Source organism: Paenibacillus terricola, assembly GCF_014779765.1.
Lineage (GTDB): Bacteria > Bacillota > Bacilli > Paenibacillales > Paenibacillaceae > Paenibacillus_T > Paenibacillus_T terricola.
The window spans coordinates 417132-435587 of the sequence record NZ_JACXZA010000001.1 but is presented as its reverse complement, the minus strand read 5'-3'; the positions used below and the strand labels follow the sequence as shown (position 1 = coordinate 435587).

Annotated in this window: 15 protein-coding genes, 1 pseudogene and 1 riboswitch; of the genes and pseudogenes, 4 read left to right on the top strand and 12 right to left on the bottom strand. The window is 50.9% G+C overall.

All coding sequences use genetic code 11. The features are described 5' to 3' along the window. Window positions 1–1117 precede the first annotated feature (1117 nt). From H8B09_RS01965 to H8B09_RS01945, 5 genes are all read right to left on the bottom strand, one after another. Window positions 1118–1375 (bottom strand): YqkE family protein, encoded by a 258-nt coding sequence (locus H8B09_RS01965; protein ID WP_191201795.1) that lies wholly within the window; start codon window positions 1373–1375, stop codon window positions 1118–1120. A gap of 57 nt (window positions 1376–1432) precedes the next feature. Further along, entirely contained in the window at window positions 1433–1789 is a 357-nt protein-coding gene (locus H8B09_RS01960) for an MmcQ/YjbR family DNA-binding protein (RefSeq protein WP_191201794.1), read from the bottom strand. 138 nt (window positions 1790–1927) lie between these two features. After that, window positions 1928–2692: a succinate dehydrogenase iron-sulfur subunit gene (gene sdhB / locus H8B09_RS01955; RefSeq protein WP_191201793.1), complete on the bottom strand. Its 765-nt coding sequence runs from the start codon at window positions 2690–2692 to the stop codon at window positions 1928–1930. Window positions 2693–2733: 41 nt separating this feature from the next. Next, complete coding sequence (gene sdhA / locus H8B09_RS01950; protein WP_191201792.1) at window positions 2734–4482, bottom strand: succinate dehydrogenase flavoprotein subunit; 1749 nt, start codon at window positions 4480–4482, stop codon at window positions 2734–2736. A gap of 26 nt (window positions 4483–4508) precedes the next feature. Continuing rightward, a complete protein-coding gene (locus H8B09_RS01945; protein WP_191201791.1) occupies window positions 4509–5183 on the bottom strand; it encodes a succinate dehydrogenase cytochrome b558 subunit in 675 nt (224 codons plus the stop codon). A gap of 231 nt (window positions 5184–5414) precedes the next feature. Between H8B09_RS01945 and H8B09_RS01940 the strand changes: the two genes are divergently transcribed. Both H8B09_RS01940 and H8B09_RS01935 read left to right on the top strand, forming a co-directional pair. Beyond that, complete coding sequence (locus H8B09_RS01940) at window positions 5415–6311, top strand: LysR family transcriptional regulator (RefSeq protein WP_191201790.1); 897 nt, start codon at window positions 5415–5417, stop codon at window positions 6309–6311. A 175-nt stretch (window positions 6312–6486) separates the two neighbouring features. Next, a complete protein-coding gene (locus H8B09_RS01935) occupies window positions 6487–7182 on the top strand; it encodes a hypothetical protein (RefSeq protein ID WP_191201789.1) in 696 nt (231 codons plus the stop codon). Between the two features lie 59 nt (window positions 7183–7241). Here the strand turns inward: H8B09_RS01935 and H8B09_RS01930 are convergent, their stop codons facing one another. The 5 genes from H8B09_RS01930 to H8B09_RS01910 form a co-directional block, all read right to left on the bottom strand. Continuing rightward, window positions 7242–7523 carry a hypothetical protein gene (locus H8B09_RS01930; RefSeq protein ID WP_191201788.1) on the bottom strand — a complete coding sequence of 94 codons (282 nt, stop codon included), beginning with the start codon at window positions 7521–7523 and terminating at the stop codon, window positions 7242–7244. A 51-nt stretch (window positions 7524–7574) separates the two neighbouring features. Continuing rightward, window positions 7575–8855, bottom strand: a complete 1281-nt coding sequence (locus H8B09_RS01925; RefSeq protein ID WP_191201787.1) for an ArsB/NhaD family transporter — start codon at window positions 8853–8855, stop codon at window positions 7575–7577. 169 nt (window positions 8856–9024) lie between these two features. Next, window positions 9025–10305, bottom strand: a complete 1281-nt coding sequence (locus H8B09_RS01920) for an ArsB/NhaD family transporter (protein WP_191201786.1) — start codon at window positions 10303–10305, stop codon at window positions 9025–9027. 45 nt (window positions 10306–10350) lie between these two features. Continuing rightward, window positions 10351–11010: a potassium channel family protein gene (locus H8B09_RS01915; protein ID WP_191201785.1), complete on the bottom strand. Its 660-nt coding sequence runs from the start codon at window positions 11008–11010 to the stop codon at window positions 10351–10353. 32 nt (window positions 11011–11042) lie between these two features. Continuing rightward, window positions 11043–12389 (bottom strand): TrkH family potassium uptake protein, encoded by a 1347-nt coding sequence (locus H8B09_RS01910; RefSeq protein ID WP_191201784.1) that lies wholly within the window; start codon window positions 12387–12389, stop codon window positions 11043–11045. 82 nt (window positions 12390–12471) lie between these two features. After that, a riboswitch (cyclic di-AMP (ydaO/yuaA leader) is annotated at window positions 12472–12672 on the bottom strand. A 292-nt stretch (window positions 12673–12964) separates the two neighbouring features. Between H8B09_RS01910 and H8B09_RS01905 the strand changes: the two genes are divergently transcribed. Then, window positions 12965–14593 carry a CPBP family intramembrane glutamic endopeptidase gene (locus H8B09_RS01905; protein WP_191201783.1) on the top strand — a complete coding sequence of 543 codons (1629 nt, stop codon included), beginning with the start codon at window positions 12965–12967 and terminating at the stop codon, window positions 14591–14593. A gap of 361 nt (window positions 14594–14954) precedes the next feature. Then, window positions 14955–15707 (top strand): annotated as a pseudogene (locus tag H8B09_RS01900) (MerR family transcriptional regulator). Window positions 15708–15774: 67 nt separating this feature from the next. Here H8B09_RS01900 and H8B09_RS01895 read toward each other — a convergent pair. Then, on the bottom strand, window positions 15775–16434 hold the full coding sequence (locus tag H8B09_RS01895) for an HAD family hydrolase (RefSeq protein ID WP_191201782.1): 660 nt from the start codon (window positions 16432–16434) through the stop codon (window positions 15775–15777). Further along, the gene (uvrC, locus tag H8B09_RS01890; RefSeq protein ID WP_191201781.1) at window positions 16409–18433 is read right to left on the bottom strand and encodes an excinuclease ABC subunit UvrC; all 2025 of its coding nucleotides are present in this window, start codon (window positions 18431–18433) and stop codon (window positions 16409–16411) included. Before uvrC ends, H8B09_RS01895 begins: the two co-directional genes overlap by 26 nt. Window positions 18434–18456 lie beyond the last annotated feature (23 nt).

Below are 18456 nucleotides of genomic sequence, written 5' to 3'. Positions count from 1 at the left end.
CTCGACTCGCCATTTTATAACGGAGCCCTGACATAGTCACTGAACCATAGTGACTATTTATCTGTCGTTACAAACCACCAAGGGGCGTAGCCCCCCCTAGAAAAAGTATCCCTAAGGGGCGTAGCCCCTTTATATGGTCGAGCATCAACCAAGAGCGTGTCCCGAAGGGGACGACAAACGGCTTAATTGCACACAATGATGGTCGAGCTGAGAATCCCCACTCTGTCATCAACCGTACCTAGGTACATTCGACGTAAAGCGTGTCCCGATCAGGGACGAAAAGCGAGCACACGCTCCAATGCATCTATACCTGTCCTGCGGGATTCCAAAGGGTGCAACCCTTGGAGCCCTCCCTCTCGGGAGAGGGAGGGTTTGGGTGGGTGTGCGAAAAAGGTGTAAAAAACAAGGGGTTCTTAAGGGGCACAGCCCCTTTATCCGGTCGAGCATCGACCAAGAGCGTGTCCCGCAGGGGACGACAAGCGGCTTAATTGCACACAATGATGGTCGAGCTGAGAATCCCCCACTCTATCATCAACCGTACCTAGGTACATTCGGCGTTAAGCGTGTCCCGATCAGACGAAAGCGATCCCTCGCTCCAACGTATCTAGACCAGTCCTGCGGGATTCCAAAGGGTGCAACCCTTGGAGCCCTCCCTCTCGGGAGAGGGAGGGTTTGGGTGGGTGTGCGAAAAGCAAGTAAACAATGTAAGCAATAAAATTAGGGGTTCTTAAAGGGGCGCAGCTCCAATAACACTGGGGTCAGAAGGGGCCAGCCCCTTTATCCGGTCGAGCATCGACCAAGAGCGTGTCCCGCAGGGGACGACAAGCGGCTTAATTGCACACAATGATTGTCGAGCTGAGAATCCCCCACTCTATCATCAACCGTACCTAGGTACATTCGACGTAAAGCGTGTCCCGACCAGGGACGAAAAGCGAGCACACGCTCCAACATCTCTAGACCAGTCCTGCGGGATTCCAAAGGGTGCAACCCTTGGAGCCCTCCCTCTCGGGAGAGGGAGGGTTTGGGTGGGTGTGCGAAAAAGAAGTAAGCAATTAAATTAGAGGGTTCTTAAAGGGGCGAAGCCCCAATAACACTGGGGTTAGAAGGGGCGAAGCCCCTACTTATGCTTCTTCCAGTCGAGCTTGCTGTTGTTCAGCAAGTACTCGAAATCATTATCCAGACGCTTCTGCTCAGCTTTACGCGCTTCCTCTACTCGAATACGCTCGTCTTCCTTGCGTTTATCCTCATCAGCCTTCAGCTGGTCCTGCTGCTGTTTCAGCTTGCTGAGTACGTCAGCTCCGAGCAAATCCTTCAGTGTTGCCGGCTTATCCGACTGCTGTTGTTGATTGTTTTGCTGTCTCTGCTGCTTCTTCATTCGTGTATCCTCTCCTTCCCTTTGCACTCCCCAGGGTTAATTCAAGTCTGGCAAGCCTTACTTCGCAAGCAATCCCATCTGCTCCCGCTGCGACTTCGTCAAGCCGCGTACGACGAGATCGTACGAGTGGTCAATCATATCTTGAATCTCTTCTTCTGAGATATTCGGGCCAAACATCACGGTATTCCAATGCTTTTTGTTCAAATGGTACCCCGGCTTGATCGCCTCTGGATTCTGTTCCCGAAGGTTCAGTGCAATCGCTGGATCACACTTCAGTGAGATGGAATCCGGCGAGATCAGCGCAAACATTTTGCCCCCGACCTTTACCACAAGCGGTTCGGGACCAAACGGATATGTTTCCTCTGTATACGGCTTTGACAAACCGTACGTCTTCACAAGCTCATAATCGATCATATTGCCTCTCCTCGTGAACGACATGACTATCTTTTCCCGGGAAATATTTGTCGAACGTACATCGACTCTTAGGTGTGCAAAAACGCCGGCAGTTATTCTGCCGGCGCTTCAAGGCTTATGCGCATGTGCAATTGTGCATTACATGCCGAGCCATTTTTTGAACAGATGCTTCGTCGTATCCTTGTTGATTGCAGCGATGGAAGTCGTCAGCGGAATGCCCTTCGGACATGCGCGTACACAGTTCTGCGAGTTACCGCAACCTTCGATGCCGCCATCCTCCATCAGTGCATCCAGACGCTCTTCCTTGTGCATCTCACCCGTTGGGTGCGTATTGAACAAGCGAGCCTGCGAGATCGCAGCTGGGCCGATAAAGCTGCTGCGGTCATTCACGTTCGGGCAAGACTCAAGGCAAACGCCGCAAGTCATGCATTTGGACAACTCGTATGCCCATTGACGTTTCGTCTCTGCCATACGAGGACCAGGACCCAGATCGTACGTACCGTCGATTGGAATCCAAGCTTTCACACGTTTAAGGGCGTTAAACATACGCTCGCGGTTAATAACCAAGTCACGTACAACTGGGAACGTGCGCATTGGTTCCAGACGGATTGGCTGCTCGAGCTTATCGATCAGCGCACTGCATGCTTGGCGCGGTTTGCCGTTGATAACCATCGAGCAAGCGCCGCACACTTCCTCGAGACAGTTCGATTCCCAGCATACCGGCGCCGTGCCGGAACCGTCCGCTTTCGTCGGATTACGCTGAATTTCCATCAGCGCGCTTATGACGTTCATATTGTTACGGTATGGCACTTCGAACTCTTCCGTGTACGGTGCCGCATCCGGACCGTCCTGACGGGAGATGATAAGTTTTACCGTTTTGGCTGCAACAGATGTTTCCGCCATCGTTATCCCCTCCTAAAATGCTTCGCAAGCATTCGCTTGACTTAGTGCTTGTTGCTCGAATAGTCGCGTTTACGCGGCTTGATCAGCGAAGTATCGACATCTTCGTATGAGATCTTCGGACCTTCCGCTGTCCAGGACGCGATCGTCGTCTTCAAGAACTGCTCGTCGTCGCGTTCCGGGAATTCTGGCTTGTAGTGAGCGCCGCGGCTTTCGTTGCGCAGCAATGCGCCAAGCGTCATCGACTCAGCAAGCTCGAGCATGTTCCACAGCTGACGCGTGAACGCAACGCCTGCGTTGTTCCAACGCGCCGTATCGTTGATGTTGATTTTTGTGTAACGCTGCTTCAGTTCTTTGATCTTATCGATCGTTTGCTGCAGACGGTCGTTGTAGCGAACAACGGTCATGTTGTTCGTCATCCATTCGCCGAGCTCTTTGTGCAGAACGTAGCTATTCTCCGTGCCATCCATCTTGAGGATGCTCTCGTACTTAGCAGCTTGCTCATTCTTCGCGCGATCGAAGACGGACGATGCAATATCTTCTGCCGACTTCTTCAGACCTTTAATGTACTCGACCGCTTTAGGTCCCGTAACCATACCTCCGAAGATTGCCGACAACAGCGAGTTCGCGCCCAGACGGTTCGCGCCGTGGTACTGGTATTCGCATTCGCCGCAAGCGAACAGACCCGGAATGTTCGTCATCTGGTTGTAGTCAACCCACAGACCGCCCATCGAGTAGTGTACAGCCGGGAAAATCTTCATTGGCAGTTTGCGTGGATCATCGCCAACGAACTTCTCATAAATCTCGATGATGCCGCCGAGCTTAACGTCCAGCTCCTTCGGATCCTTATGAGACAGGTCAAGGTATACCATGTTCTCGCCGTTGATGCCGAGCTTCTGGTCAACGCAGACGCTGAAGATCTCGCGCGTAGCGATATCCCGCGGCACGAGGTTACCGTATGCAGGATATTTCTCCTCGAGGAAGTACCAAGGCTTACCGTCTTTGTACGTCCAGATCCGTCCGCCCTCGCCACGTGCCGATTCCGACATCAGACGGTTTTTGTCATCGCCCGGAATAGCCGTAGGGTGAATCTGAATCATCTCACCGTTCGCGTAGTTAACGCCTTGTTGGTACACAGCGCTTGCTGCCGTACCTGTATTGATAACCGAGTTCGTCGTTTTGCCGAAAATAATACCAGGGCCGCCCGTTGCAAGAATAACTGCATCCGCGCGCATCGTAACGACTTCCATCGTACGCAGGTCCTGCGCCGATACGCCGCGGCATACGCCGTCGTCGTCCAGCACCGCACCGAGGAATTCCCAGTGCTCGTACTTCGTTACGAGGCCCGCTGTTTCCCAGCGGCGGACTTGCTCGTCCAAAGCGTACAGCAGCTGTTGGCCTGTCGTAGCGCCTGCAAAAGCCGTACGGTGGTATTGCGTGCCGCCGAAGCGGCGGAAGTCAAGCAGACCCTCTGGCGTACGGCTGAACATAACGCCCATACGGTCCATCAAGTGAATGATGCCAGGTGCTGCATCGCACATTGCTTTAACTGGCGGTTGGTTCGCCAAGAAGTCGCCGCCGTATACCGTATCGTCAAAGTGCTCCCATGGGGAGTCGCCTTCACCCTTCGTATTAACCGCGCCGTTGATGCCGCCTTGCGCGCACACCGAGTGCGAACGCTTAACAGGCACGAGCGAGAACAGGTCGACGTGAACGCCGGCCTCTGCTGCTTTAATCGTCGCCATGAGGCCAGCGAGACCGCCGCCGACGACAATGATTTTATTTTTAGCCATATCGAATCGCTCTCCTTATCGTGTTCCTAGCCGATCGGATTCCAAGTAGTCGTTACCGCTGCTGCCGCTTCCTTAAATTCGTCGCCCGTGAATGCTACGATCGACAACAGGAAGAGCACCGAGATAATGACGAAAATACCCATGCAAATCGCAGACGATACACGCTGCGCACGTGGGCCGACCGTAATGCCCCAGCTAATCAGGAATGCCCACAGACCGTTGCTGAAGTGGAATACAGCTGCCAATACGCCAATTACGTATAGGATCAAGCTGACCGGATGCGTGAAAATATCATGCATATGCGCGCCAAGCTCTTCGTGCGTCAAGTTACCGACCGCTACTTGGAAACGCGTCTCGTACAGATGCCAGATAATGAAGATGAACGTAATCACACCCGTTACACGTTGTGCAACGAATGCCCAGTTGCGGCCGTAGCTGAAGCGGCCTGCATTCATGTTCGATTGATAAGCCATGTAGAGGCCGTATACGCCATGGAACAATATCGGCAAGAAGATGCCGAAGATCTCCAAGAAGTACACGAGCGGCAGATCGTTCAGGAATTTGACGCTCTTGTTGAAGCCCTCTGCCCCGCTCTCGAACGCGGAATAGTTCGTGATGGCATGCTCAATGATGAACAAGCCGAGCGGAATGACCCCAAGCAGGGAATGCAGCTTCCGCCAATGGTACGAATTTGCTTTCATAAGTGGTGCGTTCTCCTTTCATAACTTCCCTTGTGGATTACGGTTAACAAAACATTTTCCATTGTACTCCTGAGCCCGTACAGCGTCAACAAAAGTCGACACAACTTAGCCACACTTTCAATCCTACTCCTTTTGAGCTTATAATGGAATTGCGTATTGTTGATAATTCCTTATAACAATATTGCATAAGGCCTCACCTACCATTGATTTCACCAGAATTGAGGGGTTCAATTGCTCGAAGATATGCTTGCATTCGCCATTGTCGTTGAACAATCGAGCATGAATAAAGCGTCTGTACAATTAAATTTGTCACAGCCCGCGCTGTCTCGCCGAATCGCCAAATTAGAAGAAGAGCTTGGCGTTGAGCTGTTCCGCCGGATCGGCAAACGCCTGGAACTGACGCGTGTCGGCCAACTGACTTACGAATACGCCTTGGAGCTTCGCACCCTGCACCAGCGTTATTTGCACACCGTATCCGGGTTTCGTTCGGAAGGCGTAACGGAAGTGACGATCGGCGCGAGTTTAACAACACTTCAAACAACGCTGCCCGATTTCATCCGGTTAATGAATGAGGAGCGTCCTGACCTCGACATCAAGGCGGTAACCGGCAAGACGCACGAGATCGTATCCCTCGTTCGAGAGCGCAAGGTAGACTTCGGCATAGTCGCCTCCCGCATCCAGGACCCGCAGCTTCACTGCGTACCGCTGTTCGATGACCATCTTGTCCTCGTCGCTCCGCGCAATCAGATTGTAACGGACCGGTGGCCGCTTACAATCGAACAGTTGAACGGACTGCCCATCATTTTGTTTACCAAAGGCACATGGTACCGCTCGCTTACCGATGAAGTGTTCGAGAAGTATAAGCTGGAGCCGGACGTCCGCATGGAGATCGATTCCTTCGAAGCGATCTTGCGGCTTCTCGTTACTTGTAGAGCGGCCACCCTGCTGCCGCAGTCTTATGTACGCCCGCAAATGCTTGACGCCAACGAGCTTACCATCGTTCCGGTACGCGAGCTTGCAGAAACGAAGCGGACAACATCGCTTATATACGCTGCTCCATCTGGTCTAAGCCCAGCCGTCCGACTATGGATCGATAATCTTGCAGCGACTTACCCGACTCGGATTTGATTATCCCTGAAAAGAAATTTTTAAAGATAAGAAATCGCGGCTGCAACGCACCGAGCCGCGATTTTTATATGCATATAGTATAGCACTGCAATGTTGTCGTTATCCGATCATGCAAGGAATAAACCGCAAACATCTTCCTCATACTGGATAATTAAGAACAGGAGGATTGATGAGAATGACGATTGCATACCATTACCGATTCCTCTCCCTATTTACCGCTATGCTGCTTTCATTTATTTTGCCGAATGAAACAGCAACGGCTCAACGCGCTGTTGGGCAAGCAGTCTCTCCCGCTAAAGAAAGATTCAAAGGGTCAATCATCAGGATGAACGAGGCAACTGGAACGCCTTCCTTGATGACAGGAACGTTGTCCAAACCATCGAAGCATTCGCCAGGATGGATTGCCTACGAGTTCGTTATAGCCCACAAGAAATTATACGGTCTGCGAAACCCCAAACAAAACCTAGTTATCGTCCATGCGACAAAGTCTGATGCCGGCGAATCGATTGTCGAGTTCAAACATCTTCTATTCGGAACACCAGTATGGGGGGATATACTCACTATAACCATTGATTCAACCGGTATCGTACGACGAGCGGAAGGAACCATCCATCCGAAGCTCGAGAAGCGTCTGTTTCATCGGGCCCATCATGCCGCCGTTTCGCCGCAACAAGCGCTCTCGATCGCAATGAAGCAAGAACTTCCTGTTGCCTGCACTTTACAGCCGGAGGTACAAGCCTACTATAATCCGAGGCAACCAGGCGTCCCGCTTATTTACGCTGTATCCTTATGCGACAGCGGCCCGCACAATCCGTCTTACACGCTCATCCACAGCTTATCGGGCCGAGTCATTGCCCAGCCATCCAAATAACGGGAAGCGGCTCATCGGCCCTTCCCGTTATTCTTTGCCCCAAACGAACGTCTAGCCTGCTACTCCTTCCATTGCACCTGCTCGACGAGCCGATGCTTCATCAGTTGAAGCACGAACTCGACATAATAATCCGAACGTACGATAACCCGATATTCATGATTCTCATAAGCATAGAACAGAGCGTCCGTATAAACCTCATTGTCTTCAAAATAATGCTGAACCTCTTTGAATTTCTCCAAATGCGGCGCTTCTACAACAAAGCGAATGAAAAATTCAACATCTCCATCGTTATTCGATTCCGTAATGTAGATGATATCCGGATTAAATGCATATGTCAGCATGGCAAACCGCCTCCAGCCTCGTAATTGTTCTTACATCTTTTGGACCTTTCTTTAAATCAAATATCTCAAATAAATGTACGCGCTGGACAGAACGATGGAAAGCAGCATGAGCGGAAAAGCAACCTTCATAAACTTCACGAAACTGATTGGATGCCCTTCTTTCCCTGCCATTCCTGCAGCAATCAGGTTCGCGCTTGCGCCAATAAGCGTACCGTTGCCTCCCAAGCATGCACCAAGGGCGAGGCTCCACCATAACGGCTCCAGATTATCGATGCCCATATTTCCCATCTCTTGGATCATCGGAATCATCGTAGCAACGAACGGGATATTATCCAGGAACGCAGAAGCGATTGCGCTCATCCATAGAATGAGCATGGAGGCAGCCGTCACATTGCCTCCCGTCCACTCTATTGCCTGCGCCGCAAGTTTTGCAATCACGTCCGTTTCGACGAGGCCTGCAACGAGCACGAACAGACCTACGAAGAAGAAGATCGTCGTCCATTCCACCTTGCGGAACGCTTCCTCCATTGTATGCTCGCCTGTTAATACGAGCAGCAGAAACGCACCGGCGAGCGCTACGGTCGCCGACTCTAGATGGAGCGCTTGATGCAAGAAGAAGCCTATTATCGTAAGACCAAGGGCAGTCAAACTCTTGTACATCAGCTTGCGGTCGGTGATGAGTTCCCGTTCATCCATTCTCATAATGCTGCTGCGAAGCTCCGGTGTCGTCTTAAGCTGCTTCCGAAAAATGAGAATAAACAACGGAATGTAGACGATCAGCACAATAGCAGCAATGGGAGCTAGGTTGTTGATAAAGGCCATGAACGTCAGCTCGCTGACCGCGCTGCCGATCATAATGTTCGGCGGATCCCCGATCAGCGTCGCAGTACCGCCAACGTTCGAAGCGATAATTTGCGTCATGATATAAGGCAACGGCGATACCTTCAACTGTCTTGTAATGCTGAAGGTCACTGGGACCATCAATAAGATCGTTGTTACGTTATCCAGAAAAGCAGAGCCAATCGCGGTAATAAGCATTAACACGATGAGTATATTTACCGGACTGCCCTTGGCTTTCTTCGCTGCCCAAACGGCGATATACTTGAACAACCCTGTCTCCGCCGTTACGGAGACGATGATCATCATGCCGATCAGCAGCCCGAGCGTATTGAAATCGATGTGGTGAAGCGCCGCCTCCTGATCGACAATCCCTACGGCGACCATAATGATGCCGCCAACCATCGCTATGATGGTTCGGTGTATTTTCTCCGAAATAATAAGTGCATAGATGACAAGAAAGATCGCGATTGCAGCAATTGCTTGAGATTCCATCGATTGCCCCCCGTTCATTTTTGACCGGGCGAATCGTCACTTGCCGGAAAAAAGACAAAGAGAGCCCGTCAAGTGACAGACTCCCCCAATAAAACGAAATTATGTGAAAACCCTATGTTCATTATTCATTGTACTTCAGCTATCTTGGTTATGTAAAGCCTTAGCAAGCTTACGCAAGATAGCGCAAATAAACGTAGATGCTTGATAATGCGACAGAAACGAGCATAAGCGGCAACCCATATTTCAAGTACTGCAAGAACCGAATCGGATGTCCCTCTTTGGCCGCCAAGCCCGCTGTTATCAGATTGGCGCTAGCACCAATCAGGGTCCCGTTGCCTCCTAAGCAAGCGCCGAGCGCTAAACTCCACCAGAGCGGCTCCAGATTCGCAACGCCCATGCTGCCCATTTCCTGGATCATCGGAATCATCGTAGCGACGAATGGGATGTTGTCGACGAAGGCCGAAGCAATTGCGCTCATCCACATGATCAGCATGGATGCGGCGACTGGATCTCCGCCCGTCAAATCGATGGCGCGAGCCGCTAAATCAGCGATGACACCTGTCTCAACAAGCCCGGATACGAGCACGAACAACCCGATAAAGAAGAAAATCGTCGTCCATTCCACCTTGCTGATCGCATGCTCCATCTGATGTTCACCCGAAATCAACAGCAAGATGAACGCACCGGCAAGCGCAACTGTCGCGGATTCGAAATGAAATGCTTGATGCAGGAAGAAACCAATAATCGTAACCGCTAGCACGGATAAACATTTGACAAGCAGGCGGCTATCGGTAATGAGTCCGTTAACATTCAGTTCCATGATGGATCGTTTACGTTCCTCTGACGTTTGCAGTTGCTTTCTGAACATAAACACGAATAAAGGAATATAACTTGCCATAACGATCACAACGATTGGCGCCAAATTCGTTATGAATGCCATAAACGTCAGTTCTTTCACAGCGCTGCCAATCATAATATTCGGCGGATCGCCAATAAGCGTAGCCGTCCCGCCTACATTGGAAGCCACGATCTGACTGATGAGAAACGGAAAAGGAGATACGCCAAGCTGGCGCGTAATGCTAAAGGTTACCGGAACGATTAACAATACAGTCGTCACGTTATCAAGAAAAGCGGATGCAATCGCAGTGATGACCGCAAGCGAAATCATTATTCGAACCGGACTGCCCTGCGCTCTCTTCGCAGCCTTGATCGCAACATATCTGAACAGACCGGTATCAGCGGTAATAGAGACGATTATCATCATTCCGATAAGAAGCCCCAGCGTGTTAAAGTCGATATGATGAATCGCCGTCTCTTGGTCGACAATGCCACAAGCAACCATCAATAATCCGCCGATCATGGCGAGAATCGTCCGATGAATTTTTTCCGAAATAATAAAGCCGTATGCGAATAGAAAGATTGCAATTGCAAGCAATGCTTGATGCGACATAATTACCCCCAGAAGCATATGTGCCAGTGATTGCGCAAAATATGGCTATCGTACAATTGCCTCTTCGAATTGTTCGATTTGTTTGTTCGTGCCGATAACGACCATTACATCCTTCTCCGCCAGCACTTCGTTGGCAGTAGGGGCAATAATAACGCCGCCCTTTGGCTTATTTATCGCTACAATGCTGCAGCCATATCTTGCCCTTGTGTTGATATCCTGCAGTGATTTACCGTTCAGGCAGTTCGGTACTGCAAGTTCTGCAATCGTATAATCTTTGGATAACTCAATGTAATCAAGCAGGTTCGGTGACACCAGCTGATGCGCTACGCGAATACCCATATCCCGCTCTGGATATATAACGCGATCAACGCCCAGCTTCTCCAATACGCGTCCGTGCAGCTCGCTAAGCGCCTTCGCGACGACCGATTTCACGCCAATGTCCTTCAATTGAATGGTGGCTAGAATACTCGATTGAATATCATCGCCAATCGCAACGATGCCACAGTCGAAGTTGCGAACGCCCAGTGCGCGCAGCGTTTCTTCGTCTGTTGCATCCGCTGCAACCACATGCGTCAATACGCGGCTCATATCGTCGACCGTTTCTTCATTCTTGTCGATGCCAAGCACCTCATAGCCAAGCTGGACAAGCTCCTTGCCAAGGCTGGAGCCGAAACGGCCCAGACCGATAATGACGAATTGTTTCATTGGTTTCTCCTACCTCTTATCTTCTCTATTTATTATCCAATAATGATTTTGCCTTCAGGGTACCGATATAGATCCTTCTCCGCCTTCGGACCAAGCGCGTATGCAAGGGTGAGCGGCCCAAGCCGTCCGGCAAACATCGTGAAGCATAGGATGATTTTGCCGAAATCGGTGAGCGAAGGCGTAATGCCCGTAGACAAGCCTACCGTGCCAAAAGCCGAAGTCGCCTCGAACAGCAGCCTTAGGAATTCACGATCTTCAGTAGCGGAGAGTATCATCGTAACGACTATGACAAGCACTAGCGACAGCATCGTAATGGTTAACGCTTTGAAAATCCTTTCCCGGGGTAGACGGTATTTGAACATTACGATATCCTCTTTGCCCCGAATCATCGCAATAACTGCTCCGATAAGCGTCATAAATGTCGTCGTCTTAATGCCGCCGCCGGTCGAGCCAGGCGATGCGCCGATAAACATCAGAATGACCATGAAGAAAAGCGTTGCTTGCCGCATCATACCGATATCGATCGTATTGGCGCCTGCTGTACGCGGCGTCACCGACTGGAACATAGCCGCCCATATTTTGGCCCCCCAATCGAGCGATCCTAACGTCTGCTTATTCGAGAACTCGAAGATAAAGATAACAATCGTCCCAATGACGAGCAGAAACCCCGTCATCGTCAGTACAACCTTGGAATGAAGCGACAGCTTTCTGTGCTTCCGGAATTCAATTAGGTCAGACATTACAATAAAGCCAAGACCACCAAGAATAATAAGTCCCATTGCGGTTATATTCACAATCGGATCCCCAACATAGGTTGTTAAGCTGCGGAACCCGCCGAATAAGTCGAAGCCAGCGTTGTTGAACATGGAAACAGCATGCCAGATACCGAAATAAATGGCTTGGCCAAGCGGCATGTCAAAGGTAAAGCGACTCGCGAACAGCAGCGCACCTGTACCCTCAATCGCAAGTGAATAAACGATAACTTTGCGAATCAGCCTAACGATGCCTTCCATGTTCGTTTGATTCATCGCTTCTTGGAGAACAAGTCGTTCCTTAAGCGATATCCGCTTGCGCAGAACAAGCGCGATCAGCGTCGCCATCGTCATGAAGCCTAAACCGCCGATTTGGATTAATACCATTAGAACAAGCTGACCGAATGTCGTAAAATGAGTTCCGGTATCTACAACGACGAGACCTGTCACACAGGTCGCGGACGTTGCGGTGAATACGGCGTCTATATAACGTAGATATTGACCGTCCGTATTCGAGATCGGAAGCGAAAGCAGCAAGCCTCCTAGCAAAATAATGAGTCCAAATCCTGACACCAGAATTCGCGGCGGCGACCAGCTGAACAGTTTTCGTTTGTTAACATTGATCATCGTATGTCCCTCTCCATATCCATTGTACAGACTCGTCTAAACGCACAAAAAAAGACATTGGAAACCCAATGCCGTCTGCGATGAGTTCTGTCCATGCAGCCTACGAGGTTAGCTGTCGGATTCGGGCCCGGATAGATCGCCCTATCAGCGCAGGGGAGGCATCCCCCATCTTGCTGAATTCACCCCAAGTTGCCGCGTACGGCCGATGCGATCGGCAGCGTCTGCATAGACGGCAACAATATGGTTCCCCCGTTTTCCTTCGGAAATTCGGCTGTTGAATATTCGGTTATTGTCCAGCAACTCATCAAATTATATAGCGAAAAGGAGAACGACACCAACAAGGATTTGTCTCCAATTGAGACGATTTAAACCGAAAAATATCGAATCTATGTGGCAAGCTTGTCATTAGCTGGACGCTGATCGTTATTTTACGCGCTTGCGACTATTCTCTACCTTTTTGTAAGGTCGCGATCGAGACATTGGCTCGGCCAAGCGATCATATGCTAAAGTAGCAGAGGTACAAACTTATATTGAAGAACAAGCTGTTGCCGCGTTCGGCATACAAGGAGGGCCTTATGTCTGATTATCCGCTGCTGCCTCAGCGCATCCCGCGCTCCATTATGTTCGTTGGCCTGCTCGGCCTCATTATCTTCTTGCTGCTGCAAATCGTGCCGATCTTTATCTCCCCTTCCGAGAGCGGCAGCGCGGAGTCATCTTCTGTTATTACACGCGAGGAGGCAGCAGCCAAGGCAGCCGCTTTCGCCAAATCTCGGTTTAAAGAACCGATTAGCGCAACGCATACCGTTCATCAGTCTGATAGTATGCTGTATGGCTATCTGTCGAAAGAACACAAGCTAAACGTCTACTCGAAAACGTACGATTCCAAATTTCCGACAGATACGTTCCAGACTGAAGTCAGGATGAAATCCGGCACGTTATTCGTGCAGGTTCATATGGAGAACGGACAAGTAACAAGCTGGATCTACTTGCCTGCCAATACCGGAGAGAAGACGAGAAACAATTACATGTCCGACTGGTCACGATTGATGGCCGCCAGACAGGCGGCTGTTTCAGCGAGCGGCTTCCGTCTGTCGGATCTGAAAGATGCAAGCGTAGCAGGCAATGTTGTGACCATTCGGCCCAAAGGTTATGCAATCGGGGATGCCGCATTAACGATCAAAATTACGGTCGATTGGCCCGCCTCTGCTTCCAATCCGGTTATTTTGAAATATGAGCCCAAATTCAATGCTCCCGACAGCTACACGACTTATGTACAGAAGCAGAAGAACTTGGCGAGCACCTTATCATTGTACGGCAGCATGCTGATGAATGCCCTGTTGTTCCTGCTTGCCATTGTTTACGCGATACGTATTCGCAAAATCGCGTTGTTCCGGCGCGGCCTCGTCCTGTGCCTGCTGTTCCTCGGCTTCTATATTGTTAACAACTACAACATGGCAGACGGCATCCGCGCGACGCTTGGCGTACGTTCGAATACAGACAGTTTGACGGCTGGCGGCGTCATTATCTCGAACATTTTCACCGTGTTCATGGGTCTTGCCATCTGGTTCAGCCTCGTCAGCGGGGACGGACTATGGCGTAGGATCGGCAAGCCGCTGTGGCTCCGATTCGGCGAACCTGCTTATGGAAACCACGTGTGGAGTTCGATGAAAATTTCGTATCCGCTCTCCTTCGCTCTGCTTGGTGCGCAGACGATTCTGCTGCTTGGGCTCGATCAGTTCATCGGCTCTTGGTCGACCACAAGCGTGGACTCATCGACGTATAATATGGCGCTGCCGTTGCTGTTCCCGCTTCTCGCATGGTGCGCAGCGATATCGGAGGAAGCGCTGTACCGGTTGTTTGGTATAGCCGTATTCGAGCGGCTGTTCCGCCGCCGTTTCCTGGCGTGTCTGGTGCCGACGGTCATCTGGGCGCTCGGGCACGTATCGTATCCGGTGTTTCCGGCGTACAGCCGGTTGATTGAGCTGACGATTGTGGGTCTCCTCTTCTGTTGGATTTTTATACGCTTCGGCTTTATTACGGCGGTTTTCACGCATGCGATATTGGACACGGTGCTGATGTCGTTCGATCTGTTGATGATGGGAACGGCTATTAATATAATCGCCGCGCTTGTATATCTGGCGCTGCCGGTGGCGGTCGCTTGGGTAATCATGAAGGTGGCGGGACGGCGTGAGGCTGTGGGTTGAGGAATGTGTTTAAGGGCTTAAGGACGAAGGCTTAAGCAGAATATAAAACTTAAAGGACTTAACGGCTTATGAGATAAATTGCTGGTGCGTGCGGTCGCTCCGCGGGTGAATGTTCTAAAAGCTTTCCGGAGGAAAGCTACATCGGAAGCATTCACTCTGCTTCTTCAGAACAATTCACCCACTCCGTTCCGTATCGCTGCGTATAAGTTGAGTCCCATCGAGTTGGGCTAGTGGGCTGTCCTAAAAGCTACTACACATACACAGTGATGCGGGAATTCTGCGTCGCTTTTTTTATTGGAAAATAAGGTTGACTCTCCTGTTAGGAGAGACTTTATGCTACTTGTGCGGAGGTGAACATGCGATGCTGTACACGGTGAAGGAAGTGTCGGAGCTCTCGAATGTGACGATTAAGACGCTGCATCATTATCACAAGATTGGGCTGTAATATCCGAGCAAGGTGAGTGAAGCTGGGTATCGGTTGTATGGAGCCCGGGAGCTGGAACGGCTGCAGGAAATTTTATTTTACAGAGAGCTGGACTTCTCCCTGGATCGGATTAAGGAGTTATTCGCGAACCTTACGGATCGACACTCCATTCTATCGGAGCAGCAGAAGCTGATCGCAGACCGTCAGCGGAGACTAGACACAATCGCACATACGCTGCAGAAGTCGATTACTTCAATTCAGGAGGGTGCAACGATGGATGATAAGGAAATGTTCAAAGGCTTCAACAATGAGGAAGAGTGGAGCAAAGCGTTAACGGAGCACAATCAGCATCTGGCAGATAAGTACGGAATGGAACCCTCAGAGGTAACTGCAGACCAGGTGTCACAGATGAATGAGCAGGCAATTGAAGCGATGGCTTTCATGAATGAAATGAGCGCTTCGCTTAAGGAAGGCGTGAAGCATAACGATGACGTTATCATCAACCGGATCGAACGCCATCTTGCGTTTCTGAATTCGCATGGGCATGCAGCATCGCCACAAGACTTCGCCGCTCAGACACAGTTCTTCCTGCAGGATGATTTTCACTTGTCCATGCTCGAAGGTCAGCAGACGGGATTAGCTTATTATCTGTCTGCAGCGGCGGGAGCTTATGCGGCGTTGAAACAATAGGTTTTCTTCATTTAAAAAGAAGCTGGTTGCCCTGTTTATACAAGGCCACCAGCTTCTTTCGTCATTATTATGGAAGTACAATCGCAATGAGTTCCTCTAGATCATCGATGATAGCAACGGCATGCTCGGCGGATTCATAATGAGGGGATCGCTTCCAGACCGCTCTCATACCAACCTCACGGCTTGCCCGGACATCGTAGTCCGGATGATCGCCTACGAACAACGCACGCTCTGCAGCGACGCCTAGCTTCGTTAACGCACGGTTGAAGATCGCCGGATCCGGTTTCCGCAGTCCCTCCCACTCCGATATGAGCACTTCATCAAATAGATGCGCTATATCAAGAGCCATGAAGTTATCGTGTTGGAACTGTCCGAACCCATTGGAAATGAGCGCTACCTTAATGTCTTGCTCCTTCAGCTTCGTCAGCATGCTGTGCAGATTCGCGAAGCCGATGCAGTGCTGTTGAAAGCCGCTCACATAGTCGTGCAAGCAATCCTCCCAATCCAAGTCTGCAATCCCAAACTCCTCGATCAACTGCTGATACACTTTGTCTTTCCATACATAACCGTGATTATCGAGCTCAATAAACCGCTGAACAAACCGTTCCTTCTCTACAACCTGAAAAGCCGGAATTCGATCATGCTGATGACTCACAAATGCAAGCAGAGATGAATCCCGATCAAGCAATGTTCCATCTAGATCAAAGAGTACCGCTTGGATCGTCATTCGATTCATCTTCCTCTCGCAGCGCCTGCAGAATTTGTGTCGCAAGCTTCTCGCCGATCGAGAGCGTCTTGAAGTCCTCGACGGAAGCCTCGCGGATTTTCTTCAGCGAGCCAAAATGTTTAAGCAGCGCTTTACGACGCTTCTCGCCAATCCCCGGAATCGAGTCGAGACGCGAAGCGACCATCGACTTGCCGCGTTGCTCGCGGTGGAACGTGATCGCGAAGCGGTGAACCTCGTCCTGGATGCGCTGCAGCAGGTAGAACTCTTGGCTGTCGCGCGGCAGCGGCACGACCTCTGGCGGATCGCCGGTCATGAGCTGCGCCGTGCGGTGCTTCGCATCCTTGACGAGACCGCATACCGGAATGGATAGACCAAGCTCGTTCTCCAATACGTCAAGCGCTACAGCAATCTGGCCTCGGCCACCGTCGACAACGATAAGATCCGGCCGCTGCAAATCTTCCTTAAGCACCCGTTCGTATCGACGACGGATAACTTCTCGCATCGTCTCATAATCGTCTGCGCCAACGACGGTGCGCACTTTATATTTGCGGTACTCCTTCCGATCCGGCTTGCCGTCCGTGAAGACGACCATCGCCGATACCGGGTTCGTACCTTGAATGTTCGAGTTATCGAATGCTTCAATGCGGTGAACGGATTCAAGGCCAAGCCAGCCTGCAAGCGATTCGGTTGCTTTCACGCTGCGCTCCTCATCCCGCTCGATCAGCTTGAACTTCTCGTCCAGCGATACCTTGGCATTGTTGCAAGCCATCCGTACAACATCCCGCTTCTTGCCGCGCTGCGGTACGAATACTTTGACGTTCAGCCACTTCTGCAGCGATTCACGGATCTCATTCGCCCGAGAACCTACAGGAGCCTGATCCTCGCCTTCCTCGGCTTCTACAACAGCGGAGACTCCCTCCACAGGGACTGCATCCTCTGCTTGCTCGTCTACACCTGCCTCGGTCTGTGCAGCGGCATCTTCCACAGCAGAAGCATCTGATGTTATCGTTGCTTCCTCAACCTGCTCTTCCGGTGGCGAAGGCAGTAGAATCTCACGCGGCAGCGCCGGGTTGTCGCTGTAATACTGCGCCACGAACGTAACGAAGTCGTCATACGCTTCACCGTAATACGGGAAGGACGAGGAGCGGCGCTCTACCATTTTGCCCGAACGCATGTACAGAATCTGCACGCTCATCCAGCCCTTATCGGTCGAATAGCCGAATACATCGCGATCGACCGCATCTGCCAGCGTAATCTTCTGCTTCTCGACGATGGCGTCGATCGCCATAATCTGATCGCGGTACTCCTTCGCACGTTCGAACTCAAGCGATTCGGCCGCTTCTTCCATTTTGCGTTGAAGCTCCGCCTTAACCTCGTCCTGCCCGCCATTGAGAAACTTCGTAATTGCCTGCACCATTCGATCATACTCGGATGTCTCTACTGGATATTCGCACGGCGCAATGCATTGGCCGATATGATAATACAGACAGACCTTGTCCGGCAGCGTGTTACATTTGCGAAGCGGATATAGGCGATCAAGCAGCTTCTTGGTCTGCTGGGCCGCGAACGCATTCGGATACGGGCCAAAATATTTAGCTTTGTCCTTCAGCACTCTGCGCGTAACTTCCAGCTTCGGATGGCGCTCGCTTGTTATTTTGATATAAGGAAATGTCTTGTCGTCCTTAAGCAATACGTTGTAACGCGGATGATACTGTTTAATCAGATTGCACTCGAGAATGAGTGACTCCATGTTGCTGCCAACCACAATATATTCAAAATCGCGGATTTCGGAGACGAGTCGCTGCGTCTTGCCATTATGCGAGCCGTTGAAGTAGGAGCGAACCCGGTTCTTCAACACCTTCGCCTTGCCGACGTAGATGATCGTCCCTTCGCCGTTCTTCATTAGATAACAGCCCGGTGCATCTGGCAGCAGCGCCAGTTTGCTCCGGATCAATTCCGCAGCCGCATCCCGTTCCCCACTATTTCCTCGCCGATCCATCGGTCTCCCTCCGAACATGTAAT

Excerpts from the sequence above, each read along its gene's own strand:
- H8B09_RS01945 (WP_191201791.1), bottom strand. The coding sequence starts at position 5,183 with ATGAAAGCAAATTCGTACCATTGGCGGAAGCTGCATTCCCTGCTTGGG.
- H8B09_RS01920 (WP_191201786.1), bottom strand. The coding sequence starts at position 10,305 with ATGTCGCATCAAGCATTGCTTGCAATTGCAATCTTTCTATTCGCATAC.
- H8B09_RS01895 (WP_191201782.1), bottom strand. The coding sequence starts at position 16,434 with ATGACGATCCAAGCGGTACTCTTTGATCTAGATGGAACATTGCTTGAT.
- H8B09_RS01905 (WP_191201783.1), top strand. The coding sequence starts at position 12,965 with ATGTCTGATTATCCGCTGCTGCCTCAGCGCATCCCGCGCTCCATTATG.
- uvrC (WP_191201781.1), bottom strand. The coding sequence starts at position 18,433 with ATGGATCGGCGAGGAAATAGTGGGGAACGGGATGCGGCTGCGGAATTG.
- H8B09_RS01965 (WP_191201795.1), bottom strand. The coding sequence starts at position 1,375 with ATGAAGAAGCAGCAGAGACAGCAAAACAATCAACAACAGCAGTCGGAT.
- H8B09_RS01960 (WP_191201794.1), bottom strand. The coding sequence starts at position 1,789 with ATGATCGATTATGAGCTTGTGAAGACGTACGGTTTGTCAAAGCCGTAT.
- sdhB (WP_191201793.1), bottom strand. The coding sequence starts at position 2,692 with ATGGCGGAAACATCTGTTGCAGCCAAAACGGTAAAACTTATCATCTCC.
- H8B09_RS01930 (WP_191201788.1), bottom strand. The coding sequence starts at position 7,523 with ATGCTGACATATGCATTTAATCCGGATATCATCTACATTACGGAATCG.
- H8B09_RS01910 (WP_191201784.1), bottom strand. The coding sequence starts at position 12,389 with ATGATCAATGTTAACAAACGAAAACTGTTCAGCTGGTCGCCGCCGCGA.
- H8B09_RS01915 (WP_191201785.1), bottom strand. The coding sequence starts at position 11,010 with ATGAAACAATTCGTCATTATCGGTCTGGGCCGTTTCGGCTCCAGCCTT.
- H8B09_RS01925 (WP_191201787.1), bottom strand. The coding sequence starts at position 8,855 with ATGGAATCTCAAGCAATTGCTGCAATCGCGATCTTTCTTGTCATCTAT.
- sdhA (WP_191201792.1), bottom strand. The coding sequence starts at position 4,482 with ATGGCTAAAAATAAAATCATTGTCGTCGGCGGCGGTCTCGCTGGCCTC.
- H8B09_RS01935 (WP_191201789.1), top strand. The coding sequence starts at position 6,487 with ATGACGATTGCATACCATTACCGATTCCTCTCCCTATTTACCGCTATG.